Raw genomic sequence first — 23,645 nt, 5'->3', positions numbered from 1 at the left:
GGGGTCGACGCACGAGACCCACAGAGGCGGGGGAAACCAGAGGGGCGCTCCTGAGCCGCCACCCCTACGGAGCCGATCCCCTTACCGCTCTTGCCCAAAGACTCCCGTCGCCTACCGACAGAGGGGGTTTCGCCCACACGGGCACCACTCGCCCCCAACGCCCGCACGCAGCACTCAACGCCTTACGTCACCCATCACGCAAGCGAGCGCAAGCAGCGCAATATTTTGCGTAGCGATCCATCACCACGAAGACCGAGCGCGGGTACGAGAGCCCGACCGACGAACACTTCGACCTGGCCAGGCTCGGCCTGTTGTGAGAAGGCGCCTCCACGGCGGCCGCGTCCTCGCCGACCCCGGTGGCGAGCTTCGAACCCTGCGGGAGCAGACACGTCCCTATCCGGAGCCCCTGCGCGCAGCGCTCATCGAGAACGCGCGGTGGGAGGCGCCGTTCGTCCTGGCCCGCGCCCGCACCTGGTCCTGGAGATCCTCGGGGAACGGGGCGTGAGCGTCGTCCTCCGGTGACGTCCGGTCGGTTCCGTACCGTGCCCGCGGCCGCGTGGGTCAGTTCACGAAGACCAGCCTCTCCGCCTCCGCGACGATCTTCTCCGGATCGGGTGCGTTCATGAGGGTGTCCGCGTAGCGGTCCGCCTCCGGGTCGGCGGCCCGGTGGGCCCGTGCGACGGCGTCCTCGACGTCGTAGCGGGTGGTCCTGAGCCGGACGTCGGGGCCCAGCAGCGCCCAGTACGCGGTACCCGGCTCACCGGTGTGGTACGGCAGCCCGACGCTGCCCGGGTTCACACTGCGCAGGCCCGCCACGGCACGGTCGAACTGGAGGTGCGCGTGCCCGGTGACCAGGACCAGCGCGTCGACGGCCGCGGACAGCTCCGCGAACCGCTCGGGCGGTGTCCCCGGCGTGACCAGTTCGTGGTCGCTGCGCGGCGAGCCGTGGCAGAAGTGCACCGGTCCGAGTCCGTCGACCTCGATGACGACCCCGAAGGGGAGGCGGTCGAGGAAGGCGATCGCCTCGGGCGAGTGCCGGGCGACGATCCACGACTGACGCGGGGTGTCGGCGGCCCGCGCCGCCGTACCGATCCGTGCGGCGTAACGGTCGCCGTTGCCGCGTACGCACAGGACACGTTCGCCCAGCGCGACGATCCGTTCGTACGTCTCCTGGGGCTGTGGGCCCCAGGTCAGATCGCCGCAGAGGACGACGAGGTCGGCTGCGGCGACGTCCGGTTCGGCGAGCACCGCGTCGAGGGCGGGGACGTTGGCGTGCACGTCGGAGAGCACGGCGACCCGGGCGACGGGTCCGTACCGGCGGGGCGGTCCCTCCCGGTCCGCGGGCCCGTGCAGTTCGACGTCGACGTCGGCCATCGGTGCCTTCCTCCTGACGGCTGGGGCTTCCTCGGTCGGGTGGGCCCTGTGCGTTCAGCGGTCCACCGCGGCGGCCGGGGGTCCGGCAAGCCTGGAAGAGTACCCGTACGGCACGCCAAGTCAACTGCGCACGGGGCGAGTTGCATCATCGTCATGTGCCGTTCCCGGACCGCTGCCCCCATGCCGGGTTCGGCGGCTGCGGCGCGCGCGGAACGGTTCCTTGGCATGCGCCGGGCGGGATGGTTGCTTAGCGTGACCTCATGACCACTGTCCAGTCCCCGCCCGCCCCCGACCAACGGCGGTGGAAGGCGCTCGCCGTCTGTCTGACCGCGGGCTTCATCTCGCTGCTCGACACCTCGATCGTGAACGTGGCGCTGCCCTCGATGGAGCGCGGGCTGGCCGCCTCGGAGGCCGCCCAGTCCTGGGTGGTCTCCGGGTACGCCCTGACCTTCGGGCTGGTGCTCGTGCCGGCGGGCCGGCTGGGCGACATGCGTGGGCGGCGCCAGGCCTTCCTGGTGGGGCTGGCGCTGTTCACGCTGTCCTCGTGGGCGTGCGGCCTCGCTCCCAGTGCCTCCTGGCTGGTGGTGTTCCGGCTGATCCAGGGCGCGGCGGCGGGCATGGTCGCCCCGCAGACCTCGGGGCTGATCCAGCAGATGTTCCAGGGCGCCGAGCGGGCCAAGGCGTTCGGTCTGCTGGGCAGCGTCATCGGGGTCTCGACGGCGGCCGGCCCCCTGGTGGGCGGTGTGCTGATCGACGCCGTGGGCACCGGCGACGGCTGGCGCTGGGTGTTCTTCGTCAACCTGCCCATCGGCGTGGCCGCGTTCGCCGCGGGGCTGCGGCTGCTGCCCCGCTTCCCGGTGGCGGGCAGGCGGGAGGAGTTCGACCCGTTCGGGGTACTGCTCCTCGGCGCCGCCGTGCTCGCGCTCATGCTGCCGCTGGTCCAGGAGCAGCAGTGGACCGGACGGCTGAAGTGGGCCCTGCTGCCGTTGGGCGCGGTGCTGCTGCTCGCGTTCTGGGCGTGGGAACGGCGCCAGAAGCTGCGCGGGCGTGCTCCGCTGGTCGATCTGGACCTGTTCGCCCTGCGCTCCTTCACGCTCGGCTCGCTGATCAGCCTGACCTACTTCGCGGGCTTCACCACGGTCTTCTTCGTCTACTCCCTGTTCCTGCAGAACACGGCCGGATACAGCGCGCTGGCGGCCGGTGTCTCGGTGCTGCCCTTCGCGGCCGCGTCCGCGGTGGGCGCCGCCATCGGGGGCAAGCTGGTGATGCGCCACGGGCGCAAGCTGGTCGTCTACGGCCTGCTCCTGGTGGTGGCGGGGCTGCTCTGGGTGGCCGTGGCGGTGCAACTGGTACCGCTGGAGAGCGTCGGGTGGGCCACGGCTCTGCCCATGGTCGTCGGCGGGATCGGGTCGGGTCTCACGGTCTCCCCCAACACGACGCTCACCCTCACCCGCGTCCCCGTGCAGCGTGCCGGCGCGGCCGGCGGGGTGCTGCAGACGGGTCAGCGCATCGGTTCGGCGGCCGGGATCGCCGTGGTGGGGGCGGTGTACTTCGCCCATCAGGCCAATCACGGCCGCTCCGTGACGGCCATTCAGCTCGGGCTGCTCACCGCCGTCGGGATGAGCGTGATCGCGCTGCTGCTGTCCGTCGCCGACCTGCGCGTACGCCAGGTGCACCCCGATCCCGAGCGGGCCGGCGCGACCGTCCGGCGGGGCTTCGAGGAGGGCGACGCGGAGGAAGTGGTCAGGCGCGGCTGACACGGCCGAGCGGTCACGGCTCCCGGACCGGGGTGGGTGAGGGACCGCCGCTCCGGCCGGAGCGGCAGCCCTCGTACGGGCGCCGCGGGAGTCACACCGGGTCCGGCAGGTCCATGAGCGCGAGCTCGGCCGGGTCGATCACGGCGGTGATCACGGTGATACGGCCGTCGGTGACGGTGAAGAGGAACACGTGAGCGCCACTGCCGCGGCGCTCCCGTACTCGCAGGCGCTGGCCTCCCCGGCGTACGCCGCCGGGCCGCAGGACTACACCTTCCCCAAAGCCGTCCGCGAGGGCGTCGCCCGGGCCGAAGCCCGTAACCAGCGACTCCTCGCCGGGGCTCGCTCGGCCAACGGCTGGGACATGGAGACCGCCGCCGACCAGGGCGGATCCATCGAGACCCGGCCCGTGCCCGGCACCCCGGTGACGGATTTCCAGGTCCGGCTCGGCACACCCGAGACCGTCCTGGTCCACCTCCTGCGCCGCTTCCATTACGAGATCGCCGAGCTCCAGCCCGCCGAGGCCGTCGGCTGGAGCGCTCCGGAGGGGCTTCGGGGCCCCGCCCGCAACCTGGCCTCCGGCACCGCCGTCCGCATCCGTCCCGGCCACTGCCCGCCCGGCAGCAAGGGCGGCTACTTCCCCCTCGAACTCGAGGTTCTCCGCGACATCCTTGCCGAACTCGACGGCGTGGTCCGCTGGGGCGGCGACGACCGTGCCGTCGACGAGGCTCTCTCCTACCTGGCCGTCGGCCCCGGCAACACTCGCCTGGCAGCCGTCGCCGAGCGCCTCCGCGCCGGTGAGACCGCTTCCGGCCAGGGCGCCGGCACCCTCGTGGACGTCCGTGACAAGCGCCGCCGCTCGGCCGCCGAAGCCCTCGCCCGACTCCAGCGCAACGAGGCACGAGGCCTCTCCACCGGGGCTCCGGAGCCCCGGTGGAGAGCCGGCCGAGGCCGTCCCCACTCCGAGGAGGCAACGCCGAAAGGCTTACGGGGTCACAGTGGTGAGGTCACTCTCCTGGCTGGTCGGGCATGCGGTGATGACGGATGAAATCACCCTCGTCGACGCCGACCGCTTCGGGCGTCGGCCGGCTGGGCAGCGGGATACGCATCAGCCGGTTCAGTACCGATGCCGAGGACAATGTGTGGTGCAGCGTCGCGAGCAGTCTCGCCCCCGCGCAGCCGGCCAGCACTACCGCGACAGCCTCGACGATCCGCCGCAGTGCCGGCGTCCTGCGCTGATAGCACTCCGTCAGCGGTCCGCACCGTGACCGAGGAGGCTTCGCTACGGCGCTGCCGTGCAGCAGGAGATGGCCCGCACCCACTACGAGCGGCTGCGGCAGGAGTTGGCCGAGGCCGAAGCGGCGCAAGAAGGTAATCAGTCCCAGTCCTGCAGCTGCTGGAGCAGGTCGGCGTCGCCCTCGATCCGCAGCGAGCCGGCCGGGATGCGCATGTACATGAGCAGGGCCATCTCGCTCGCCGTGCCGTAGACGGCGGCGGTGGGCTTGCTCTCGGCGGCCTCCGCCGCGGTGAGGCGGGTGAAGCGGGAACCGGCGGCGTCCACCGTCTGGCGCCAGGAGCCGGCCTCGGCTGCGTGGTAGTCCATGGTGGCGGGCTCGCCCGGCCACGGGACCGTGACGGTGCAGACGGTGGCGAGGAACTCCTCGATGGCGTCGACCGCCTCGGTCGTCGGCAGCTCCTGCGGGTTACCGGAGGCCAGCTGGGCGTCGTAGGTGTGGATCAGCGATTCCGGGACGCGGCGGCGGGCCACGGCGGCCACCGTGTGCGGCGAGGCCAGCGGCTCCCACCAGGCCCAGCAGCCCCGGTCCGGGCCGGCCTCGCGCAGAGCAGTGAGCAGCTGCTCCGTCGAGTCGGCCAGCCAGGTCATGAGGGCCTCGCGCTCCCTGGGCGCCGCCAGCCCGTCCTTGCTCGGCCGCTCGTCGCCCGGCGCGGTGTTCAGCACGATGCAGGCCCAGAAGCGGTCCCCCTCACTGAGGTGGTTCGCCAGGTCGTACAGCGTCCAGCCCGGGCAGGACGGGACCTCGGCGTCGAGGCTGGGGGCCGCGGCGACGGCGGCGCGGAACGCGGCGGACCGCTCGTCAATCATCCGCAGCAGGGTGGGGAAGCAGAGATGCCCAGTCACGCAGACCTTGTACCACCCGGACCGGGACTCTCGCACCCGATTAAGTCGCACGAGGCCGACGGCGTCGGAAACGTCCTGATCAGCAACAACTGATCCATCTGAATCACCAACCCCTGACAAGCGCAGCCGCTTCCGGCAAGGGAAGCCGGCCGCGCGGATCCGCCGGGGCGGGTGACGCTGTCGTTGGACGCCACGCCCACGATCCCCAGCACCAGGACGACGAGGGCCAGGATGATCAGAGGTACGTGATCTGCGGCCCAACTGCCTTGTTCGCGTGGAGGTTTCGCAGTCACGCCGATGCCGCGCCCGCGCTCCGCGTGGGTGCCGGGGCCAGAGACAGACTCCTGCTTCGTCGGGGGGAGTTATTGCAGGAAGCCGTCGATGGGCACCTCGTCGTATTCCGTCGCGCCCGTCGTGGTGATGCCGCCGGCTGAGCCGGGCAGCCGCAGACCGCCGGCGGCGCTCACGTAGAGGTCGGCCTTTCCGTCACCGTTCGTGTCGCGCAGCCGTACCAGGCCACCGAACTGATCGTCGGCCGTCAACGCACCGGGCACGCCGGGGGTGTTGCGGGTGAACCACTGCGAACCGGTACCGGACAAACCGCTCGCCCGTCCCTTGAAGACGTGCACGCCGCCCGCGTAGTCCTGGCCGTCGATCTTCTCGCCCCGCACGCCGACCGCGAGATCGGCGTAGCCGTCGCCGTTGACGTCGCCGGCCGAGATGGATGAGCCGAACTCGTCGTAGTCCTCCGGAGTTCCGGCGACGCCGCTGGTCGACTGGGTGAGGCGGGTGTTTCGCGACGGGCCGGCGGAGGAGCCGTACCAGACGCTGACGCGGCCCTTGTGCCTGGAGTAGAGGGATGTGCCGACGGCGATGTCGCCGTAGCCGTCCTTGTCGAAGTCGGCGATGACACCGTCGCCGCCGCGCTCGGAGCTGCCGCCGTTGCCGGACTGGGACTCCAGGCGGAGGCTGTTGGCCGGGGTGAGCGAGCTCGCGCCGCCCTTGATGAACCAGACGTCGGAGGCGATGTAGTCGGGGGTGGCCACGTCGCCGATGATCGCGAGGTCGGTCTTCGTGTCGCCGTTGACCTTGCCTGAGATCAGGGCCGTGGCGTAGAAGGACGTCGTCCTGTCGAGCTTGGTCACGGTGCCGGTGGTGCCGGAGCGCTTGATCGGGCCGCGGTAGACGTAGGTCATGGATCCGTTGATGACGGCCAGGTCCTGCTTGCCGTCTCCGTTGAAGTCGCCGGCCGCCAGATCCTTGCCCATGTAGTTGTTGCGGCCCGGGTTCTTGTTCGGGAGCGTCGTGCCCGTGGACAGGCCGGAGGCGGAGCCCCAGAGAATTGTCACGGCGCCCTGGTCGGCGCCGTGGGAGCCGTTCTCGCCGACCGCCGCCACCGCGAGGTCGCCGTATCCGTCACCGTCGAAGTCCGCGGCGGCCCGCACCTCGCCGAACATGTCGTCGGCCTCGTCGGAGCCGGGCACGCCGGCGCTCGACTGGGTGATGCGCTGCTGTGTGGAGCCGGGCCCGGTGGGGGTCCCGAAGACCACGCTGACGCCGCCGCCCCCGTGGGCGCTGAAGCTCGCGTACGCGTAGTCCCGGTAGCCGTCGCCGTTGAAGTCGTCGCCGTGCTTCGCGGGCGCGGCGCTCACTGCCGCGGCGGGCAGGGCGAGGGGGACGAGGCCCGCTACCAGGAAAGTGGCGAGCGTGGTCGCTGTGCGGTTGGGCATGGGCGTCGGGGTTCCTCGTGAGTCGCGGAGACGATGGGTCGGTCGGCGATCCGGGCGCCGAAGCGGGATGCGTGGCCGGGGCGCGTTCACCGGAAGTTGCCCCGGGTGACGCGTGAGGTCCGCGCACAGGAGACCGACGATGGGGCCGAACGGTTGTACGTTGACGCAGGGAAAACGCCGTAAGTGCTTGAGCCTGCGCGAGAACTGCATCCCGGTCGTGCACACGTGGCCGGGTGGCTATGATCACGCATGGGCCGGATTGGCGGCGCTCGGAACCTGCGTATGCTCGCCTCGATCGTTGCTCAGAGAGGCTGGGACGGGGACGCGTGCTGAGGCTGCTCGGCTTTTTCGATGACTTCGGTTATTCGAGCGAGTTGGCTGCTGGACCGCTGGGGGCTCAGGTGCAAGCGTCCGGCGAACCGGATGAAGCCGACATCGTGGAGTATCTCGACGTAGGCCATCACCTCACATACTTCATGGAAGCGGGGGTCGATGTCGTCACGGGAGAGGTTCACCGGCACACGTCCGGCTGCTCGTCGCTGGTAACCGACGGCATGTGGGTATGGCGAGCGGACTTTGCGCACTATCTGGAGTCGTATCATGTGCCGTTGCCCGCAAGCTTCGTTTCCCGGGTTCGAGGGCTGCGCCACCAGATGCCGGACCTGGCCGGTGCGGACTTCGCACCGGTCTTCGACGAAATCGTCCTCGGGTTCGGATGGACGGATGTCGAACCGTGGGACACAGAGTCGCTCCTGCACCCGCAGGCACGGACCGTTCCGACCCGTGCCGAATTCGTGGCCAGGGTCCGGCAGGAACGGCCTGCCGGACCCTGGGGGAAGGCGCCGCGTAAACCGCGCAGAAGCAGGGAGCACGGTCTGTAGCGACCGTCGCCATACGCGATGGGTCCGACTCGGGCGGCAGACCCGAGCGTGCAGGCGCTCGGCTGGGAAACCCCAGCCGAGCGCCTTGCGTGGACACCTGCCGGCCCCGCTACCCGTGGCGCTCTGCAGGCCCGCGGATGGTCTCCACCGACAGAACCGGATCGACAGGTGGTGCCAGCTCCCTGTCAGCGACTTCAACAAGATGGAGCGGAGGATCGCCGTCCCTCAGAGCGGTCACGTACTCGATGACCTGGGCATGCGTCAGCACCGGGAGTCTCTGGCGCAAGGTGCGCAGGGCATGGATCCGTCCGCGAGCAGTCGCTACCGCCCGAACCTCATCATGCAGATCGTCGACTGCGGTCCGTACGGCCTGGCCTCGTATGCGAACTCGGTAGTCGAACACCCAGGCCTCAGTCACCGCGGAGACGACCCCGACCCGGTGAAGACTGCCGTCGAGGCGATCAACCAAGTACGGCCCGTTTCCGGCGAGCATGAAGCCGGGATCCCTGGTCCGCAGGTACTCCTCGGACGTCCAGGAGACCACCCAGACCAGCTCGTGCTGTTCCACGTGCGCCACAGCCATGCGCATCGGCTCCAGTCCTGCCGCCAGTTCACGCTGATAGTCGCGTTCCAGCTCCTCCTCGACGATCCGAACCGCGGCATCTCGCTCAATCACGCGTGCAGCATCCCCTACGGACTCCGACAGCGACCAGCAGATTTTTCGGTCGTCAGGGCGCCAACCGCTGCCCATACCGGAATACCGCGCCATCCTGCGCCGCATGGTCCGGGAAGGAAACCAGACCTCCGAACCGGACGTACGCCGCACGCGCGCCGACCCGGTCCTGGGCCGGTGCTCACACCTCGCCGACCGTGAGCCGATCTCGCAGAGCCAGGCCCGGACGTCCTTCGCGGAAGGGCCGGAACTGTCCGAAGGCTCTGGTCGGCAGGGTCGTTGTCAGTGCCCAGCCTTAGCATGCGGACAACTTTGGGAAAGCAGGGGATCATGGGTTTCTGGGGCCATTTCATCTTCGCTCGCAGCGAGCAACCGCTCCTGGAAGCGCCGGTGTTCGACGGTCTCGGCCAGGACCAGAAGGCCGAAGTGCACACATTGCGGCCACGGCCCGGCGGCTGGCAGACGCTTCAGCTTGACACTGACGGCTGGGGTGAGGACAAACTGCCCGCCCTGGTGGAATGCACTGGCGCACCGGCCTGCACCGCATGGATCTACGACAGCGACATGGCCCACGTGACCGGCCTCGGAACAGACGGCCGCCAGTGGGAAGCGTGGCTCCACCTGGACATGGCCGCCGCGCTCAAGGTCGAAGATCCCGAAGACATGGACGACAGCAGCGTGTGGTGGGACAGCCCCGAGTTCGCCGAGGCAGCACGGCTCATACGCGCGGAACTCGACGCAGAGGTGCCGGACGTCGCAGCGAGCGCCATCGCCTGGGCCGCATCCGCGGGCGTTGCAGTGCCGGACCGAGCGCGGATCGAAGAGGTACTGCGCTCGAAGGAAGTCCTCGCGGAGGAAGTCTTCTTCAACCTGCTGGACGCGTTGGGATTTCCCGCTGCAGCCGAACCCCCATCCGAGCACTGATCCATGGATCTTGAGGGTCCGAGGAAGGGTGTCCTGGTGGGACGTAGGTCTCCGTATCCGGAGGAGTTCAGGAACGACGCGGTCGCGCTGTATCGCGCTGCGGCCGGCAGGCACTGTGCATTTCGGGTCCCGCCAAGCGGCCGGAGGTCGACGACAGTGGCTTCGCCGAGTTCGAGCCGCTCCTGCTGAACGGTGCGACGGCCCAGGGCGGACGGACGAGCGGTGGGCGCTCTCAAGGGCGCGCGTGCCGATCGCGGACCACCTCGGCGTGTCCTTGTCCATCCGGGGAGTGGGGGAGCTGCTGCGACGGCACGGCTGGTCGTGCCGTCGCAGCCCGCGCGGCGGGCCGTCGAACGGGACGAGGCGGCGGTGGCCGGATCTCAGTGGAACCGGATGATCCGGTGGAGCAACGGTTCACGACTCTCGGTGGACACATGTGACCGTACGCGTAGCGGTCGGCGTCGGCTCCGAACGGCCGGGCGTGAACTCCGGCTGCGGTTCACCGGCATCCGGGAGGCGGTCACAGGCTCCTCATGGGCCCTGCGGGCAGGATCGTCTTCGGCCCGCGCGCAGGAGAGCACGGTCGAGCCTCCGACCACTTACCACTGCGGGATCACCGCGGCAATGCGACAGTGAAACCATGAGCCGTCACCGACGCCCCTCGCGGCGGGCCTCGTGGATAGCGGGCGGCGCCGCCGTTCTCGTTCTCGGCGGCACCGGAACGTGGCTGTTGCTGGAATCGGAGGGGAACACGCCCGACTCAGCGGCGACTGCTCCGAGCACACCCCCGTCAAGAGCGGGACCGTCGGAAACACCCGAGCCGCACGCCTCCACCTCAGCGCCTTCGACACCCGAACCCACCGCGACCACAACGTCCCACTCCCCCAGGCCGGTGCCCTCCACCAACCGCCCGACAGCCCACCCACCGGCGGTCGGCCCGCATACCGCCCAGCCATCGCCGCCGCCGACACACACGCCCCCTCCACCCACACGTCCTCAGCCGGTGCTGCGGCCCTCCGAAACCATGACGCAACCGACGTCGGCCGCCTCGGCTCCACTCCCCAGCCCGTCGACATCAACGCCTCGCCCTGAAAGCAGCGGGCCGGTCACCACCATCTGGTACACGTCCCCTACCGCTGTCGCCGCCGCACAGCGCATGGCCCTGGCCGGAACCGTCGGCGACCCCGCATGTTCCCTGGCCTCGGCAGGCCCGCCGGACCCCGGCCTCGTCCCCCGCGTGGACCGGATCGGTATCGGCAACGAGGGGAACTACTGGTGCCTGATCTGGTGAAGGGGGCAAGTTCAGGAAGGGGGACCGTAAGACATCCGGCTCTTCCGAAATTTTCGTAGGCGCCGATCAATTCTGTGGTTCCGGCTCGGTCGTGAGGCGGTAGGAGTCGGTGCCGGTCTCGATGATGTTGCCGCCGCGCCGAGGGGGTGCGCAGCCTGCGACACCACTGCGTGATGAAAACGCAGCGGGCAGGGTGTGTCAGCCCGAAGCAAGATCCGCTCGCGCAGGTACGGTCCCCTGCATGGTGACGCCCGACCACCCCCGTCCCGGCCACCGCTCCCCCGCCGCCTCGGCGAAGGGAGACCCGCGACGCCGGACATGCCGGAGGGCGGTCACGCTCCTGCTGTACACCGTGCTGTTCGCCGCCGCCCCGGCGATGACGGCACCTGCGGCGCCGGCAGCCACCACCCGTGCCGCCCCGGCAGCGCCCGCGGCCCCGGCGGCGGCGCCGACCTGCCAGGTCGGCGCCTACGTCACCGACCTCTACGGCCTGGACGTCTCACCGCGGACCATCAACGCCGACTTCTGGCTGTGGAGCGTGTGCCCCGGCGCCGGCCTGGACGCCACCCGGCGGCTGGAGTTCATCAACGCCACCCAGGTCGACCAGAGCGACCGGTCCGTGGAGAAGGTCGGCGACCGGTACTGGTCCCAGGTGAAGGTCTCCGGCACCTTCCGCCAGCAGTTCGACCTCAGCGAGTACCCCTTCGACAAGCAGGACGTCCGGATCCAGGTCGAGGACTCCCAGCTCAACGCCTCCCAGTTCGCCTACGTCGCCGACCGGGCGAACTCCGGCTACGACCACGCCATCAGCCTCGACGGATTCGTGATCCGCGACTTCAGCGTGAGGGTGGTCACCCACACCTACCAGACGTCCTTCGGCGACCCCCGCATCAAGCACGGGCAGCAGAGCCGCTACAGCCAGTTCGTCATCGAACTCCACCTCGACCGCGTCGACCTGGCCGGCTTCATCCGCCAGGCCTGGCCCGCCTACGTCGCCTTCTTCATCTCCCTGATGTCCTACTTCATCTGGGCACCGGAATTCCTCACCGTGCTCGCCGCCCGCCTCGGTATCCTCGGCGCCTCCCTGTTCAGCGTGGTCGTCAGCATGCGCTCCACCAGCCTGACCGGAACCCAGTTCGGCGTGACCCTCGTCGACCAGATCCACCTCGCCACCCTGCTCTACACCCTCGTCGGCGTCGGCTGCACCACCTACATCCTCCTGAGCTGGGCCAGCCCTGACAAACGTGCCGCCGTACGACGCACCAACCGCATCGTGGCCTGGTCGACGACCGCCGCCTACGTCATCGCCAACGCCGTCTCCATCGGTTTCGCCGTCACCTGACACCCCACCACCGGCCCCTCGGCCGCCCCCTGTCCGTGCCGACGGGAAGCCGGTGCGGGTGCGGGGCAGGTGCGGGTGACATCAGCGCACCGGCAGTTTCCCCCGGGGGTACGCTGCCCGGCCGTCGGCGCCGGTGCCGACAGCGGCTCCTACGAGGACGCGCACACCGTCCTCGCCGTCGAACCCAGCCCGGTCATGATCGCCCAGCGGCCGCCCGGCGGTGCGCCCGCCGTGCGGGCCGTGGCCGAGCGCCTCCCGCTCGCGGACGGCTGCGCGGATGCCGTGGCGGCCCTGCTCACCGTCCACCACTGGAGCGATGTGGCGGCCGACATCGCCGAACTGCTCACCCGACGAAGCCTCGACATCGGCACCGGCTCCTCGTCTCCGACACCACCCCCTGGCGCTGAGCCCCCTCCTTGCGTTCGCCGCCGTGGGCAACCGAACCCCGGTGCCGGTCCGGCTGGGGGCGCGGCTCGGCGTGGGCGGCTGTCACCGAGACAGGCCGGCGTCTCCGATCAGGATCCGGGCGCGGCCGCGCCGTCTCGTTGACCGCATGCCGGGACTTCGCCCGCAGGGGCGGCCCCTGGTATCCACCAGGCGTGGCAGCCCGGCCTTCGCCCCCGCGTACCTGGCGAATGCGCAGGGCTACAGGGGGGACCCTACGCATCCCGGTTGCCCCCGCGAGTGCAGCGGAACCCTCGCGGGCCCATGGGCGAGGGATCCGCATGCTCGGCACCCGGTCCCGCCGGTGGCATGCCGTCCGCGGGCGGCGCCGCCACTTGGATGTCTCTCACTCGTCTCACTGGGCCGACCGGTGACGCGTCCGCGTCACCGGAGCCTGGGACGGGCGGGCGGCCGGTCGGGAGCGCCTCGGTCACCTGCTCCTCCGTGCCGCTCGGATCACCTCACCGCAGAATCGCCGCCGGGCCCGTCCGGGCGGCGGGCCCGCGAACACCCGCCGCCCGGACGGGCGCACTCTGTTGCCACTGCCCGGCAACACCCTCCCGGGCATTCGGGCGTCCGGCAAGGAACCGGATACGACAGCCCGGTGCCGGCACGGTCCGGACACGCCGTACAGGCCCGGGTCAGGCAGCCCCAATCGTCCTCCAACTGGACGAGTCGCGTCGGATGACGCAGGCCAGGGAGGACACCCCGGTACGGGACGCGCTCACACCCGGCGGTCAGCGCGTGACGAGCACCGTCGCCGAGGCGGTCGACGCGCCGTGCAGGTCGTCGCCGGGCCAGCTGACCGTATAGGTCACCTTGCGTCGGGTGCGCGGGATGTCGTTGATCGTGAAGGTGCCGTCGGCGGCCACGGTCACCGACGACAGCGTGCCGGTGCCGAGCCTGTCGGACCGCTCGACGGCGAGGACCGCACGCTCCGGCAGGGCCTTGCCCTGTGCGGCGAACGTGCCGGCGATCTGCACGCCCGAGCCGATCGGTACCTCCTCGGGCGCGGTGAGCGCGATCGAGGTGGGGGCCTTGCCGACGGACACCGTGGTGGTGACGTCCTCGGCGGGACGGTGGGTCAGGTCGCCGAGGAAGGAGATCCGGTAGGTGGCGTCGCCCACCAGGTCGGGCTCGTCGAGGACCGAGAACGTGCCGTCACCCTTGACCGTGAAGGTGCCCAGGTCGTGGGTGCCGTCCGCGTCGGTGCGGGTCGCCCTGACCTTCAGGGGCTCGGCGGGCGCCGGTCCGTCCTGCTCCAGCTTGCCGCGCACGGCGAACGCCTCGCCGACGACGGCCTGGGCGGGACTGTGGGTGAGGGCGCCGGTGAAGCGGGCGTCGTACTGGACGGCCGGGGGCTGGATGATGTGCAGCCAGTACTGGTTGCCGGCCGCGTTCGTGGTCACCGCGAACAGCCGGGAACCGTCCGCCGCCCACTCCAGGCCGCGCGGCGCGACCCGGTCGCCGTCGAGGCTGCCCTCGAAGGCGAACTCCAGCGGGGCGGTGGAGTCGGCCGGATCGGCGGGCTGCACCAGCAGGTCCGGCGTGGAGCCGTCGGCCGAGGCGCCGCGCGCGAGGTACTTGCCGTCGCCGCCGAAGGCGACCGCGCTTGCCGAGGCCCCGGCGGGCAGGGCCTGGTAACCGTCCGCCGCGTCGGACAGGTCGGTGGTGTTCAGCAACAGGGTCCCGGCGTTCGCGTCGGCCACGACGACCTTGCTGCCGTCCGCGGAGAACGCCATGTCCTTCAGGTTCAGGGCGCCCTTGCCGTCGGCGTCGGCGAAGCGGCGGGCCGCATTGCGTACGAGGGTGCCGCCGCCCGTGTCGTACACCGCCAGGAACGGGTCGGCGGCGGACGAGTTGAGTGGCTGGCCCATCAGCATCCGGTCGCCGGGACCGGCCTCGAGCTGGAGCGTGCCGTGGTCCTGCCAGTTGGTGCGCGTCGTGATGTTGGTGACCGGCGCGTAGGAGTCCAGGTAGTTCAGCACGGTGTCGCACTGCGAGATGTACTCCGAGTACGGCGACGTGTAGTACAGCGCGCCACCGGAGAAGGCGAGGCTACGGCCGCAGGTGTCGGTGGAGACGTAGTTGCCGCTCGGGGTGTAGGTGCTGGTGTCGTAGCGCCAGATCACATCGCGTCCGCCGACGTAGAGCGTGGAGCCGTCGGCGTTCAGCGCGAGGCCGGAGATGTGCCGGTCGGTGCTGATCGTGGTGATCCGCTTGCCCTGGAAGTCGTAGACGGCGATCAGACCGGGGTTGTAGTAGCTGCCGAGGTTGCTGTCGGCGACGTAGACCCGCTGGTGCGCGGAGTCCACCGCCAGCGCCGAGTACGAGGCGATCGGCAGCTTGGCCACGGCCGCGGAGGCCGCCGCATGGGCCGCGGGCGCGGCGGCGACGGTCAGGCCGGCCCCGGCGAGCGCGGCGGCGAGCAGCGTGGCCGCGAGACGTCCGGGACGGTGTGCGGTATTCAACTGTGCCCCCCACAGGTCGAATTGAGCGCACCACTGGGACCGGTGACGCTCCTGCGGAAGTCATGGAACACCGGTGGAGATGCCGCGATCAAGGCGGCACGACCGCACAGGAGAACGAATACGCGAACGCCGACGGACCGGACCCGTCCCCGACGGGAACGGCGGCTCGATCGGCAACGTGTTCCACGTCGTCGACCACATCGAGAAGATCGGCGATCCGGAGGTCATCAAGAAGACCGACGGCTGCGACCACTGGTGGAACCACCTCGCCTACAAGGGCAACTGCACGATCACCTCGAAGATCAAGTACAAGGAGGTCCAGATCCACGAGGAGCTCCGCACGGCGTGCTCGGCCAACAGCTTCCCCGGCACGACCGAGGTGGTCCTGGCCGACGGCAGCCGCAAGGCGCTGCGTGACGTGCGGACGGGCGACCTGTTGATGGCCGCATGAGCGAGTAGATGGATGGAGGTCCCTGGAAGGAAATCTGCCCTGGCGGCTCCTGAACCGGTTCACCGCGGAGCCCTCTCACACCAGCCCAGGAGGTCCGTGTCGTCACGGCAATGCTTCTGATCGCATAGCCTCGTGTGGCACGAACACGACAAAGGGAGGGTTATGCGAGGCAGAACGGCTTGGGCCGCGGCCGGCGGGGCTGCGGCCCTATTACTGGCGACGGCGACCGGAGCGCACGCGGAGGGGCGGGGCGACGTCCGGGTGGTGAAGACCGTCGTCAACAACGGCGGCAACGTCATCGTGGGAACGTCGAAGACGATCCGGTACCCGATCGACATCACCGTCAAGGACGGCTCGGGCGTGAAGGGGCTGACGCACGTCAGCACGTACAACACCTCCAGCGCCGCCGGCGGCGGCTTCGTGGACTGGACCGGCACGTCCTGCACCAAGAAGTCGGCGACGACATCGGTGTGCAGGGCCACGATGTCCGTCACGCCGGCCTGGATCCCCGATTACAGCGGAAGTGACAGCAACAAGGCCGCGGGAGTCTGGCAGGTCAACGCCACTGTCAAGGCGAACGACGGCGACTACTGGATCTCCGACCGTATCGCCCTGTACAAGGTCAAGCGCGCCGCCCGGCTCACCACGGTGATCACGCCCGGGGAGGTCACCAAGGGTGCCAGGGTGACTGTCACCGGCAAGCTGTCGCGGGCCAACTGGGAGGACCTGAAGTACCACGGGTTCACCGGGCAGCAGGTCAAACTCCAGTTCAGGAAGAAGGGCGCCGCCCACTACAGCACAGTCAGGACCGTGACGACGGGTGACGCCGGAAAGCTGACCGCCAAGGTGACCGTCACCTCGGCGGGCAGCTGGCGCTGGCACTTCCCCGGCACCACGACCACCTCACTGAAGACGTCGGCCGGAGACGTGCTCAACCTGAAGTAGCCGGCGGACGACACCGCAAAAGTCCTCCCCGGCCACGGCGCATCCCGCGGGCTGCACAGGCCCACGGGATGCGCCCCTGGGGAGAGCGGCATCGCAGCCTCGATGCGCGCACGACCGGCGCTTGCCGTCTGAAACGCTCCATCGCACCGCGAATGCCGCTACCGAAGCGTCCCGCAGAACGCCGCCTCGGCCCCACCAGCGAAACAGCTGCCCTGACCTGCGGCGCCGAGGATGAAAACACCTCCCGAGGAGCAGCCGATGATGCCACCGAGGCCCGAGCGTCTGTCGCCCAGGCACTGCGCTGGACCCTGCTGACCACCCGGCACCAGGACGTACGGTTCCTCTACTGGCCGCCCGGATACCCGATATGTGGCGCATCTGGTTGCTCGGGGGCTCGGCCAGCATGCCTGGTCACCGGGTGCGGAGCGGCGTGGGGTGCCGCTCCTGGATGATCTAGAGTTCCGGCGGCGGGCAGTCGACCCGCCGCTCAGACACTCGACTCAGGGGTGGGGATTGATCACTGCAGAATCCGCTGCTGTGCAGCGGAGAATGCCGGCGACCTCGCGGCGCGTGGCCGCCGCGGCGGCGGCCGGGGGGATGGCTCTGGCGGGCGTGGGACTCACGGCGCCGGCCGCACACGCGGCCGAAGGCGACATCTCGTTCTCGAACGTCGTCCTCAACAACGGCAAGCCCATCGTCGTCGGCATCAGTGCCGAGGTCGAGGCCCCGCTGACGTACACGGTGAAGAGCAGCGTGTCGCTCGACGACTGGTGGGTCTCCGCGTACCGCAGCAACGGGTCCACCAAGTACCTGCTCGCGATCTCCACGATCCAGTGGAACTGCAGGACGTCCTCCGCGGGGGGCTACACCTTCCGCGACTGCGACGAGACGATGACCATCGACCCGGACGGCATGCCGGGCGGTAATGGCAACCACCTCGTCAACAGTGACGCCGCCGAATGGAAGACCCTCGGCACGGCCATCAAGAAGAACGGCGGTTACGACACCGACCTGCTCTCCGCGACGGTCCGCCTCCAGCGTGCCTCGCGCATCCAGAACGCGAACGCGTCCCCGGAACCCGTCGCCAAGGGCAAGCCGATCACCGTCACCGGCACCGTGCAGCACGCCAACTGGAGTCAGCACCGCTACGACAACTACGGTGGCCGACTGGTGAAGCTGCAGTTCAAGCCCGCCGGCTCCAGCAGCTACTCCACCATCAAGACGGTGACCGCCAGCAGTACCGGCCACCTGAAGACCACCGTGACGGCCTCCCAGGACGGCACCTGGCGCTGGAGCTACGGCGGCAACACCACCACCGGTGCCAGCAACTCATCCGGCGACTACGTCGACGTGACCTGAGACCCGTTCCACGGTCACCGCGCCCGGCTGCTCAGCGAAGGCCCCGCTCCGGCGGGGTCTTTTGCATGCCGGTGCCCTGACGGCAGCTCTCGTCGGAGCCGGTGCGGCTCGGCGCCACCGACGTGGACTCTGCGTCTCTGGAGGTTCACCCGTCCACGACGGAACCCCTGTGCCGACTGCGCTGATGGCATGACCCACTCTTCGCTCACCAGTCACACGCGCCCTACAGTTCCCACACATCATCGGACGCGCCGACATCCTCTTCTCGTTCCGGGGGGTTCGAACCACCAGTGCGTATGCGCACCCTCACGACCGCCACCACACTGGCGGCCCTCTTCAGCTCGGCCGTCCTCACCGCCACGCCGGCGACCGCGGACACCACCGCGACCGGCACCGAGACCGTCCGCTACACGGTGGGTGACATCCCGCAGAGCGTCGCCCTGGCGGGCGGCAAGCTGTGGTTCAGCTATGGAGAGGCCCCTGACGGCAACATCGGCTCGGTCGACATCTCCGTCGAGCAGCCCGTGGTCACCCTCGAGCAGGAGGGCTCCATCTGGTACAACGCCCCGGTGCTGGACGCCGCTCCCGGCTCCGGCACCCTGATCGCGGCCGCGACCGGCGGGAGCCCGGTGTTCATGGCCTCCTACGACGTCTCCTCGGGCCCCCTCACCCGCACGGCGTTCGCTGGCCACGACGCCAGCAACCTCGGGGACCTCCAGGTCACCCCGGACGGCCAGCACGTCATCGTGGCCAGCGGTGCGCCCTACTACCACCAGGTGATCAGGACGTCCGACCTCACCGCGGACGGCTCCTACGCCAGCGACGCCTATCCGAACGCGGTCGCCATCGCCCCGAACGGTGCGGTCGCGGCGGGCATCTCCGGGGCGTACTCCCTGCGGGTCCTGGAAGCGCCCACCAAGGCGGCCACCTCGATCACCGTGGACGCCCCGGCCACCGCGACCCGCGCCAAGCAGCTCACCGTCAAGGGCAAGGTCTCCTCCAGGGGCGCGCTGCCCGCCGGCATCAAGCTGACGGTGCCCCGCACCGACCTGGAGTCGCCGAGCGGCAAGGCGCTGGCCACGCGGGCCACGCCTCCGGCACCGGCTCCGACGCCGTCGAGGTCTCGCGCGCCGCGACTGCCCTGACGCTGAACAACAACGGCAAGGTCTACTCGTACGGCGCCGACGTGACGTTCACCGCGCACCTCGGCACGACGTACAAGAACCGCAAGGTGGAGATCTGGGCCGACCCGTTCGGCTCGGACAAGCCGAACACCCTGGTGAAGTCCGGCACGGTCAACTCCAGCGGCAACCTGTCCGTCGCCCTGGACCTGAAGCGGGACACCAAGGTCACGGCGAAGTTCCCGGGCGACGCCCGCTACATGCCGAAGACGGTGACCAGCACGGTCGGCGCCCAGGTCAAGGTGTCGACGTCGGTGAGCGGGCACTACAAGACGGCCTCCACCTGGGGCCACACCTACTACCACTTCAAGAAGACCAAGAACCCGCTGTTCACCAACACGATGACGGCCTACCCGGGACGCAAGCAGCGCCTCCAGTTCCAGATCTACTCCAACGGCACCTGGTACGACAACGATTCGAAGTACTTCACGCTCAGTTCCGCAGGCGTGTCCAAGGTGGAACTGACCGGCGAGCACCAGACGGGCTGGCGCATGCGCGTTCGCTCCTCGTACGTCAACTCCTCCTCGGGCGACACCGTGAACTCGACGACGCACGGCGCGTGGAAGTACTTCACCTTCACGAGCTGAACCGCATACGGCGTGGGCCGCTGCGGTCCGTGACTTCCGATGCCGGCGCGGGCCGCTGGCGCGGACACCAAGGTGGAGGAGGTCTGGACGAAGCTGCTGCGGACAGCACGAACGTCAACTGTCTGGTGTTCTTTGGGCCGCCGACGCACGACCACCCTTGGGCGGAGGCCGAACCCTTCCTCAGCAGCGACTGACACTACGCGCAGTCCAGACGAATCATCCTGGCGCTCAGCAAGAAGGAGGCTCAATACTGGAGCCGGATGCCGCCCGGACGTTCTGCACCGCGTTTGTACACGCGGGCACGTCCTCCAAAGGGTGTTGCACAAGGCTCTGAGCTGGGCATCTCTGGTGTAGGGCTGGGCTGTTAAGGGCTGAGCGGGTGGGGGTGGAGACGTTCACCGGGCTGCGGGTGACGCAGTTCGCCCGTCTCTTGAAGGTGGTGCGGGAGCGGGGCGGCGACGGCACGTTGCGGGGCCGGCCGTGGTCGCTGCCGTTGGCCGAGAAGGTGCTGATGGTCGCGGTGCACTACCGCACGAACCTCACGATGCGGCAGCTCGGCCCGCTGTTCGGTGTCTCCTCCTCCACGGTGTGCCAGGTCGTCCGGCGGCTGGGCCCCTGCTCGCCATCGAGCCTGTCAGCCCTCCGGCGGATGCCGCGGACCGGTTGTGGATCGTGAACGGCACGCTGATCCCGCTGCGGGACCGAAACGTGGCGGCCTCCTCGCACAACCACCGGTTCTCGGCGAACGCGCAGGTCGTCGTGGACGCTGACACCCGGCTGGTGATCGCGGCCGCCCGGCCGGTGCCGGGCACCGCCGCGGATGCCCATGCCTGGCGGGCGTCCGGGCCGAGCCGGCACTGCCGGGGAGTGACCGTGCTGGGCGACGGCGCCTATCTCGACTGCGGCATGGCGGTGCCCCACCGCAAACGCCCCGGACGGCCTCTCCTCAAGGCCCAGGAGGACGACAACGCCGAGCACCGCAAGGTCCGTGCGCGAGTGGAGCACGTCATCGGCCGGCTGAAGAACTACAAGATCCTGCGTGACTGCCGCCATCGGGGCGACGGTCTCCATCACGCGGTCCAGACCGTCACCCACATGCACAACCTCGCCCTCCCGACATGAGCAGGCGACCCCGCTCACCCACTCCGCCCTGCCCACACTCAGCCTTGTGCAACACCCATTGGACCAGCAGCTTCCTGGTGTTCGGGGCGGGGCCGAGACGGGCCGTTGACTGCGGGTCAGGGAACAGCGGAAGTGGGTACGGCAGTGGGCACGCAAGCGCCGGCGGCAGGAACGCCGGGGTCTTGCCTGGCTGGTCGGGCGAGTGGAGGGGGTGGCTGCTCGCGGGTCGGCTTGCCCTGGGACAGGCTGGAGGCTGTCTTCCTTCTCCTGGTCGGCCGGGCTGTTCGTGGGGGCCGAGCAGGCCGTGGTCGGAGTCGAGCTGGGCGAGCCGGCGCCGGCCAACAGTCCTGAGCGGGGCGGCTTGCTGCAGGGCGTACCGGTAGGGCTGGCGGCTGAGATGCGGCAGGATGCTCCTGCCCGGCTGCGCCTCGTGAAACCGAGCGCTCGGGGCCGCACGTCTCCCGTGCATGCTGACCGTCCTGGGAATACTCTTCGCCGTCGCGCCCACCGTCGTCTGGGGGACGATCGCCCGCACCCGCTCCGTCGGCTTCGCGATCGACGGCGCGCTGCTCACCGGAGCCGGTCTGCTGATCAGCGTCCAGCAGGGCTGGATCGACGCTCCCAGGCCCGACGCCCATCTCGTGTTCACGGCTCTCGCGCCCCTGCTCATCGCCTGCGGCGCGGGACTGGAAGGACGGCACGAGGACTCCCCTCCCCCGGAATGGATCCCCCGCCGCAACAAAGCGATCGGCTTCCTGGGGACGCAGTTCGCCCTCACCCTCGCGGCCGGCCTCCTGTACACCCTGATGATCAGCGAAGGCTCGGACGCCCCGCCCTCCAAAGCCCTCCCCTCACTGCCGCCAGGCATCACCATGGTTGACGAAGGCACCAGCTGCGGTTCCGGCGGCTGCTGGCGCGCCGCGACGGTCACCAGTGAGAACGGCCTGTCCCGCCCGGAGATCATCCGCGAACTGGGCCTCCAGCAGGAGAGCTGCCGCTCCAGCGGCTGGCTGCTCGACTGGCGCGACGTATGCATCGGAGCCAGGGACAACGGCGAGAACGTCATCATCTACGCAGGCTGGGGACACTGAAAGAGCGCCGCGTCCTCCAGCCACAGCGAATTGTCAGTCGTCATCGGGCCGATTCCGAGCATCGAGGCTGTCCATACGGGCCAGATGCAGTGCTCCGTCACACCGGTGCTGAGCTGCCGTCGGGGTGGAGTGCCTGCCACCGAGGGCCGGGCGACCTGGGGCTGGTCGAGCGGGTGGACCTCCACGCGGATGCCGCGCCCGTCGCGGTTGAGGCGGGCGAGCAGGCAGCGGACCACGTTCTCCCGGCGCACCGTGCGGTAGGCCCGCTCGATCGCGGCGAGGTTCGCGCGGGAGGGTTGGCGGGTACCGGCGAGCCAGGCTTTGATGGTGCGGAGCGCGGCGGTCAGGCGGGCGTCGCAGGCGGCGGTGCGGGTGAGGTGGTGCAGGCAGGCGAGCAGGCCGCGCCGGGCGGTGATCGGGGTGGCGCGATGTATCCGGCGAGCGCGTCCAGTTGGCGGGCGACGGCCTCATGGCCCTTGATGCCGCGTGCGCCGCACTTGCCGCACTTGCCGCACTCGAGGTTCCTCTCGGGCATCCGCGGGGCTCCTTCCCTGATCGCCTGTGGGGCGTTGCGAGGGCCGATCTCCGCCCCGGAGCGGGCGGAGGGCCCGGCAGGGGGAGAGATCGGCGCTGTGCGGGCCACTCAGCGCCTTTGCGGGGTGGCCGAGGGGCAACTGAGGTGTGGGTTCTCCATCTCGGCGACATACGCCGAGGCTGTGAGCTGGGTGTTCTCGCACTGTCTCACGCCGTGTCATGCGGCTTGAGTCTCAGATCCGCGGCATTTCCTCGACAGGCCGGCAGCCGATGGGCTCATGGCCTGTTCCGCTCAGTTGTCGGACCGGACTACGGGTGGGACATCACCGTCTAACATCGCGAAGTGTGATCACGGTTGCCAGCTGGAACGTTCTGCACCGCGTCCACGCCGAGAACTGGGGCGAGGACGTCCTGAGAAGTTGCCCGGACGAGTCGGAGCGGATCGCCGCGGTCACGGCGTTGCTGGTGGGACGGGACGAGCACGTCATCGCCCTGCAGGAGGTCAGCGGTGACCAACTGGCCAGCCTCCGCCTTGCGCTGACCGACCGGACCATCCACGCGTTGAGGTACCCGCGCGTCCCGACACCGCGCCACGGCACCTGCTCGCTGCGCAACCCCGAGGAGTACCTCGTGCTCCTTGTCGACGGACCGACCCGGGAGATCACTGCCGAGTCCTTCGAGGACGACCCGGGGAAGGGCGCGCTCGCCGTCGAGACCGCCGGAACGTTGATCGTCGCCACGCACGTGAGCGGCGATCAGCGGCACACGCGCCAGCTGGCACGCCTGGCCGAACTGGCCACCTCTCCCCGGGGATACGCAGCAGTACTTCTCGGGGACTTCAACACCGACCGTGCCACCGTAGCGTCGGCTCTGGGCACTGGCTTCGCCGTCGTGGACCTCCCGCCAAACAGCCTGCCGACACGGCCGCGCACGTCAGGCTCGAAGGCACAGTGGATCGACCACGTGGTCGTGCGGGGCGCTGTTGCCGGCAACGCCGCGGTCGAGAGCACGAAGGGCCTCTCGGACCACAACCTGGTCCGCGCGACCGTCACCATGTGAGCCACCCACCCCGCCGCTGGGCAACGAGTCGAGGAAGAGACGCGACAGCGACTCACCGTCACTTGCTCGACAGGCCCCGGTCCCACGGGCTGCCGCTGGACCGGGCTGCCTCATCCAGCAAGACGCCGTCAAGGTCAGCTCGGCGGAGCTCATCCAGGATCTCAGGTGAGAGCAACCGGTCCCACCTGTCGCCAGCCAGAAAGCGGGTGCGCCCCGGTCGCAGGACGCCCGGTGGGCCGCGAACCTCGCCGCCGCCCGCCACCACTTCGAGACGACCGTCCCATTCACCATC

The 23,645-nt window shown here is 69.8% G+C and carries 20 protein-coding genes and 3 pseudogenes; 17 read left to right on the top strand and 6 right to left on the bottom strand.

What is annotated here, in order from left to right; all coding sequences use genetic code 11:
• Window positions 1-334 precede the first annotated feature (334 nt).
• Window positions 335-469: pseudogene (locus ACFW6B_RS03040) on the top strand (DNA polymerase subunit beta); the annotation flags it as partial.
• A 92-nt stretch (window positions 470-561) separates the two neighbouring features.
• Here ACFW6B_RS03040 and ACFW6B_RS03035 read toward each other — a convergent pair.
• On the bottom strand, window positions 562-1,374 hold the full coding sequence (locus ACFW6B_RS03035) for a metallophosphoesterase family protein (protein WP_386591565.1): 813 nt from the start codon (window positions 1,372-1,374) through the stop codon (window positions 562-564).
• Between the two features lie 260 nt (window positions 1,375-1,634).
• Between ACFW6B_RS03035 and ACFW6B_RS03030 the strand changes: the two genes are divergently transcribed.
• From ACFW6B_RS03030 to ACFW6B_RS03020, 3 genes are all read left to right on the top strand, one after another.
• Window positions 1,635-3,131: an MFS transporter gene (locus ACFW6B_RS03030; protein WP_386591564.1), complete on the top strand. Its 1,497-nt coding sequence runs from the start codon at window positions 1,635-1,637 to the stop codon at window positions 3,129-3,131.
• 190 nt (window positions 3,132-3,321) lie between these two features.
• Entirely contained in the window at window positions 3,322-4,176 is an 855-nt protein-coding gene (locus ACFW6B_RS03025) for a hypothetical protein (RefSeq protein WP_386591562.1), read from the top strand.
• Window positions 4,173-4,367, top strand: coding sequence for a hypothetical protein (locus ACFW6B_RS03020; protein ID WP_386591561.1), 195 nt, complete (start codon window positions 4,173-4,175; stop codon window positions 4,365-4,367). Before ACFW6B_RS03025 ends, ACFW6B_RS03020 begins: the two co-directional genes overlap by 4 nt.
• A 136-nt stretch (window positions 4,368-4,503) precedes the next feature.
• Here the strand turns inward: ACFW6B_RS03020 and ACFW6B_RS03015 are convergent, their stop codons facing one another.
• Together ACFW6B_RS03015 and ACFW6B_RS03010 are read right to left on the bottom strand one after the other, a co-directional pair.
• Complete coding sequence (locus tag ACFW6B_RS03015) at window positions 4,504-5,268, bottom strand: maleylpyruvate isomerase family mycothiol-dependent enzyme (protein ID WP_386591560.1); 765 nt, start codon at window positions 5,266-5,268, stop codon at window positions 4,504-4,506.
• 362 nt (window positions 5,269-5,630) lie between these two features.
• Window positions 5,631-6,998, bottom strand: a complete 1,368-nt coding sequence (locus tag ACFW6B_RS03010; protein ID WP_386591559.1) for an FG-GAP and VCBS repeat-containing protein — start codon at window positions 6,996-6,998, stop codon at window positions 5,631-5,633.
• A 326-nt stretch (window positions 6,999-7,324) separates the two neighbouring features.
• Here ACFW6B_RS03010 and ACFW6B_RS03005 point away from each other — a divergent pair, with 326 nt between their 5' ends.
• Window positions 7,325-7,879, top strand: coding sequence for a hypothetical protein (locus ACFW6B_RS03005; protein WP_386591557.1), 555 nt, complete (start codon window positions 7,325-7,327; stop codon window positions 7,877-7,879).
• 109 nt (window positions 7,880-7,988) lie between these two features.
• On the opposite strand, the gene ACFW6B_RS03000 is transcribed toward ACFW6B_RS03005, so the two are convergent.
• Window positions 7,989-8,555, bottom strand: coding sequence for a YrhB domain-containing protein (locus ACFW6B_RS03000; RefSeq protein ID WP_386591556.1), 567 nt, complete (start codon window positions 8,553-8,555; stop codon window positions 7,989-7,991).
• A gap of 327 nt (window positions 8,556-8,882) precedes the next feature.
• Between ACFW6B_RS03000 and ACFW6B_RS02995 the strand changes: the two genes are divergently transcribed.
• The 4 genes from ACFW6B_RS02995 to ACFW6B_RS02980 all read left to right on the top strand — a co-directional run bounded on the left by ACFW6B_RS02995 (window position 8,883) and on the right by ACFW6B_RS02980 (window position 12,658).
• A complete protein-coding gene (locus ACFW6B_RS02995; RefSeq protein ID WP_386591555.1) occupies window positions 8,883-9,476 on the top strand; it encodes a hypothetical protein in 594 nt (197 codons plus the stop codon).
• 28 nt (window positions 9,477-9,504) lie between these two features.
• On the top strand, window positions 9,505-9,873 hold the full coding sequence (locus ACFW6B_RS02990; protein ID WP_386591554.1) for a winged helix-turn-helix domain-containing protein: 369 nt from the start codon (window positions 9,505-9,507) through the stop codon (window positions 9,871-9,873).
• Window positions 9,874-11,008: 1,135 nt separating this feature from the next.
• Entirely contained in the window at window positions 11,009-12,109 is a 1,101-nt protein-coding gene (locus ACFW6B_RS02985) for a hypothetical protein (RefSeq protein ID WP_386591552.1), read from the top strand.
• Window positions 12,110-12,178: 69 nt separating this feature from the next.
• Window positions 12,179-12,658, top strand: coding sequence for a methyltransferase domain-containing protein (locus tag ACFW6B_RS02980; RefSeq protein ID WP_386591551.1), 480 nt, complete (start codon window positions 12,179-12,181; stop codon window positions 12,656-12,658).
• A gap of 632 nt (window positions 12,659-13,290) precedes the next feature.
• On the opposite strand, the gene ACFW6B_RS02975 is transcribed toward ACFW6B_RS02980, so the two are convergent.
• Window positions 13,291-15,024 carry a YncE family protein gene (locus ACFW6B_RS02975; RefSeq protein ID WP_386591550.1) on the bottom strand — a complete coding sequence of 578 codons (1,734 nt, stop codon included), beginning with the start codon at window positions 15,022-15,024 and terminating at the stop codon, window positions 13,291-13,293.
• 79 nt (window positions 15,025-15,103) lie between these two features.
• Between ACFW6B_RS02975 and ACFW6B_RS02970 the strand changes: the two genes are divergently transcribed.
• The 7 genes and pseudogenes from ACFW6B_RS02970 (at window position 15,104) to ACFW6B_RS02940 (ending at window position 21,760) form a co-directional block, all read left to right on the top strand.
• Window positions 15,104-15,475: a hypothetical protein gene (locus ACFW6B_RS02970; RefSeq protein WP_386591548.1), complete on the top strand. Its 372-nt coding sequence runs from the start codon at window positions 15,104-15,106 to the stop codon at window positions 15,473-15,475.
• Window positions 15,476-15,637: 162 nt separating this feature from the next.
• Window positions 15,638-16,420 carry a hypothetical protein gene (locus ACFW6B_RS02965; protein ID WP_386591547.1) on the top strand — a complete coding sequence of 261 codons (783 nt, stop codon included), beginning with the start codon at window positions 15,638-15,640 and terminating at the stop codon, window positions 16,418-16,420.
• Window positions 16,421-16,969: 549 nt separating this feature from the next.
• The gene (locus ACFW6B_RS02960; RefSeq protein ID WP_386591546.1) at window positions 16,970-17,779 is read left to right on the top strand and encodes a hypothetical protein; all 810 of its coding nucleotides are present in this window, start codon (window positions 16,970-16,972) and stop codon (window positions 17,777-17,779) included.
• A gap of 296 nt (window positions 17,780-18,075) precedes the next feature.
• The gene (locus tag ACFW6B_RS02955) at window positions 18,076-18,924 is read left to right on the top strand and encodes a hypothetical protein (protein ID WP_386591545.1); all 849 of its coding nucleotides are present in this window, start codon (window positions 18,076-18,078) and stop codon (window positions 18,922-18,924) included.
• 41 nt (window positions 18,925-18,965) lie between these two features.
• On the top strand, window positions 18,966-19,547 hold the full coding sequence (locus ACFW6B_RS02950) for a hypothetical protein (RefSeq protein ID WP_386591544.1): 582 nt from the start codon (window positions 18,966-18,968) through the stop codon (window positions 19,545-19,547).
• Between the two features lie 361 nt (window positions 19,548-19,908).
• A pseudogene (locus ACFW6B_RS02945) lies at window positions 19,909-20,669 on the top strand (transposase family protein).
• A gap of 467 nt (window positions 20,670-21,136) precedes the next feature.
• Window positions 21,137-21,760, top strand: a complete 624-nt coding sequence (locus ACFW6B_RS02940; protein ID WP_386591543.1) for a hypothetical protein — start codon at window positions 21,137-21,139, stop codon at window positions 21,758-21,760.
• 143 nt (window positions 21,761-21,903) lie between these two features.
• Here the strand turns inward: ACFW6B_RS02940 and ACFW6B_RS02935 are convergent.
• Window positions 21,904-22,295, bottom strand: a pseudogene (locus ACFW6B_RS02935) (transcriptional regulator); the annotation flags it as partial.
• A 344-nt stretch (window positions 22,296-22,639) separates the two neighbouring features.
• Between ACFW6B_RS02935 and ACFW6B_RS02930 the strand changes: the two are divergent.
• Window positions 22,640-23,353 (top strand): endonuclease/exonuclease/phosphatase family protein, encoded by a 714-nt coding sequence (locus ACFW6B_RS02930; RefSeq protein ID WP_386591541.1) that lies wholly within the window; start codon window positions 22,640-22,642, stop codon window positions 23,351-23,353.
• The last annotated feature ends 292 nt before the right edge of the window (window positions 23,354-23,645 follow it).

The organism is Streptomyces sp. NPDC058751, assembly GCF_042746485.1.
Classification (GTDB): Bacteria; Actinomycetota; Actinomycetes; order Streptomycetales; family Streptomycetaceae; genus Streptomyces.
Note: the sequence above shows the minus strand (reverse complement) of the source record. Positions and strands in the feature narration are given on the sequence as shown.

Bases quoted from the DNA above. Each gene is read 5' to 3' on its own strand.
- ACFW6B_RS03035 (WP_386591565.1), bottom strand. From the start codon at position 1,374: ATGGCCGACGTCGACGTCGAACTGCACGGGCCCGCGGACCGGGAGGGA.
- ACFW6B_RS03030 (WP_386591564.1), top strand. From the start codon at position 1,635: ATGACCACTGTCCAGTCCCCGCCCGCCCCCGACCAACGGCGGTGGAAG.
- ACFW6B_RS03020 (WP_386591561.1), top strand. From the start codon at position 4,173: ATGAAATCACCCTCGTCGACGCCGACCGCTTCGGGCGTCGGCCGGCTG.
- ACFW6B_RS03010 (WP_386591559.1), bottom strand. From the start codon at position 6,998: ATGCCCAACCGCACAGCGACCACGCTCGCCACTTTCCTGGTAGCGGGC.
- ACFW6B_RS02995 (WP_386591555.1), top strand. From the start codon at position 8,883: ATGGGTTTCTGGGGCCATTTCATCTTCGCTCGCAGCGAGCAACCGCTC.
- ACFW6B_RS02985 (WP_386591552.1), top strand. From the start codon at position 11,009: ATGGTGACGCCCGACCACCCCCGTCCCGGCCACCGCTCCCCCGCCGCC.
- ACFW6B_RS02970 (WP_386591548.1), top strand. From the start codon at position 15,104: ATGCCGCGATCAAGGCGGCACGACCGCACAGGAGAACGAATACGCGAA.
- ACFW6B_RS02965 (WP_386591547.1), top strand. From the start codon at position 15,638: ATGCGAGGCAGAACGGCTTGGGCCGCGGCCGGCGGGGCTGCGGCCCTA.
- ACFW6B_RS02960 (WP_386591546.1), top strand. From the start codon at position 16,970: ATGCCGGCGACCTCGCGGCGCGTGGCCGCCGCGGCGGCGGCCGGGGGG.
- ACFW6B_RS02955 (WP_386591545.1), top strand. From the start codon at position 18,076: ATGCGCACCCTCACGACCGCCACCACACTGGCGGCCCTCTTCAGCTCG.
- ACFW6B_RS02940 (WP_386591543.1), top strand. From the start codon at position 21,137: ATGCTGACCGTCCTGGGAATACTCTTCGCCGTCGCGCCCACCGTCGTC.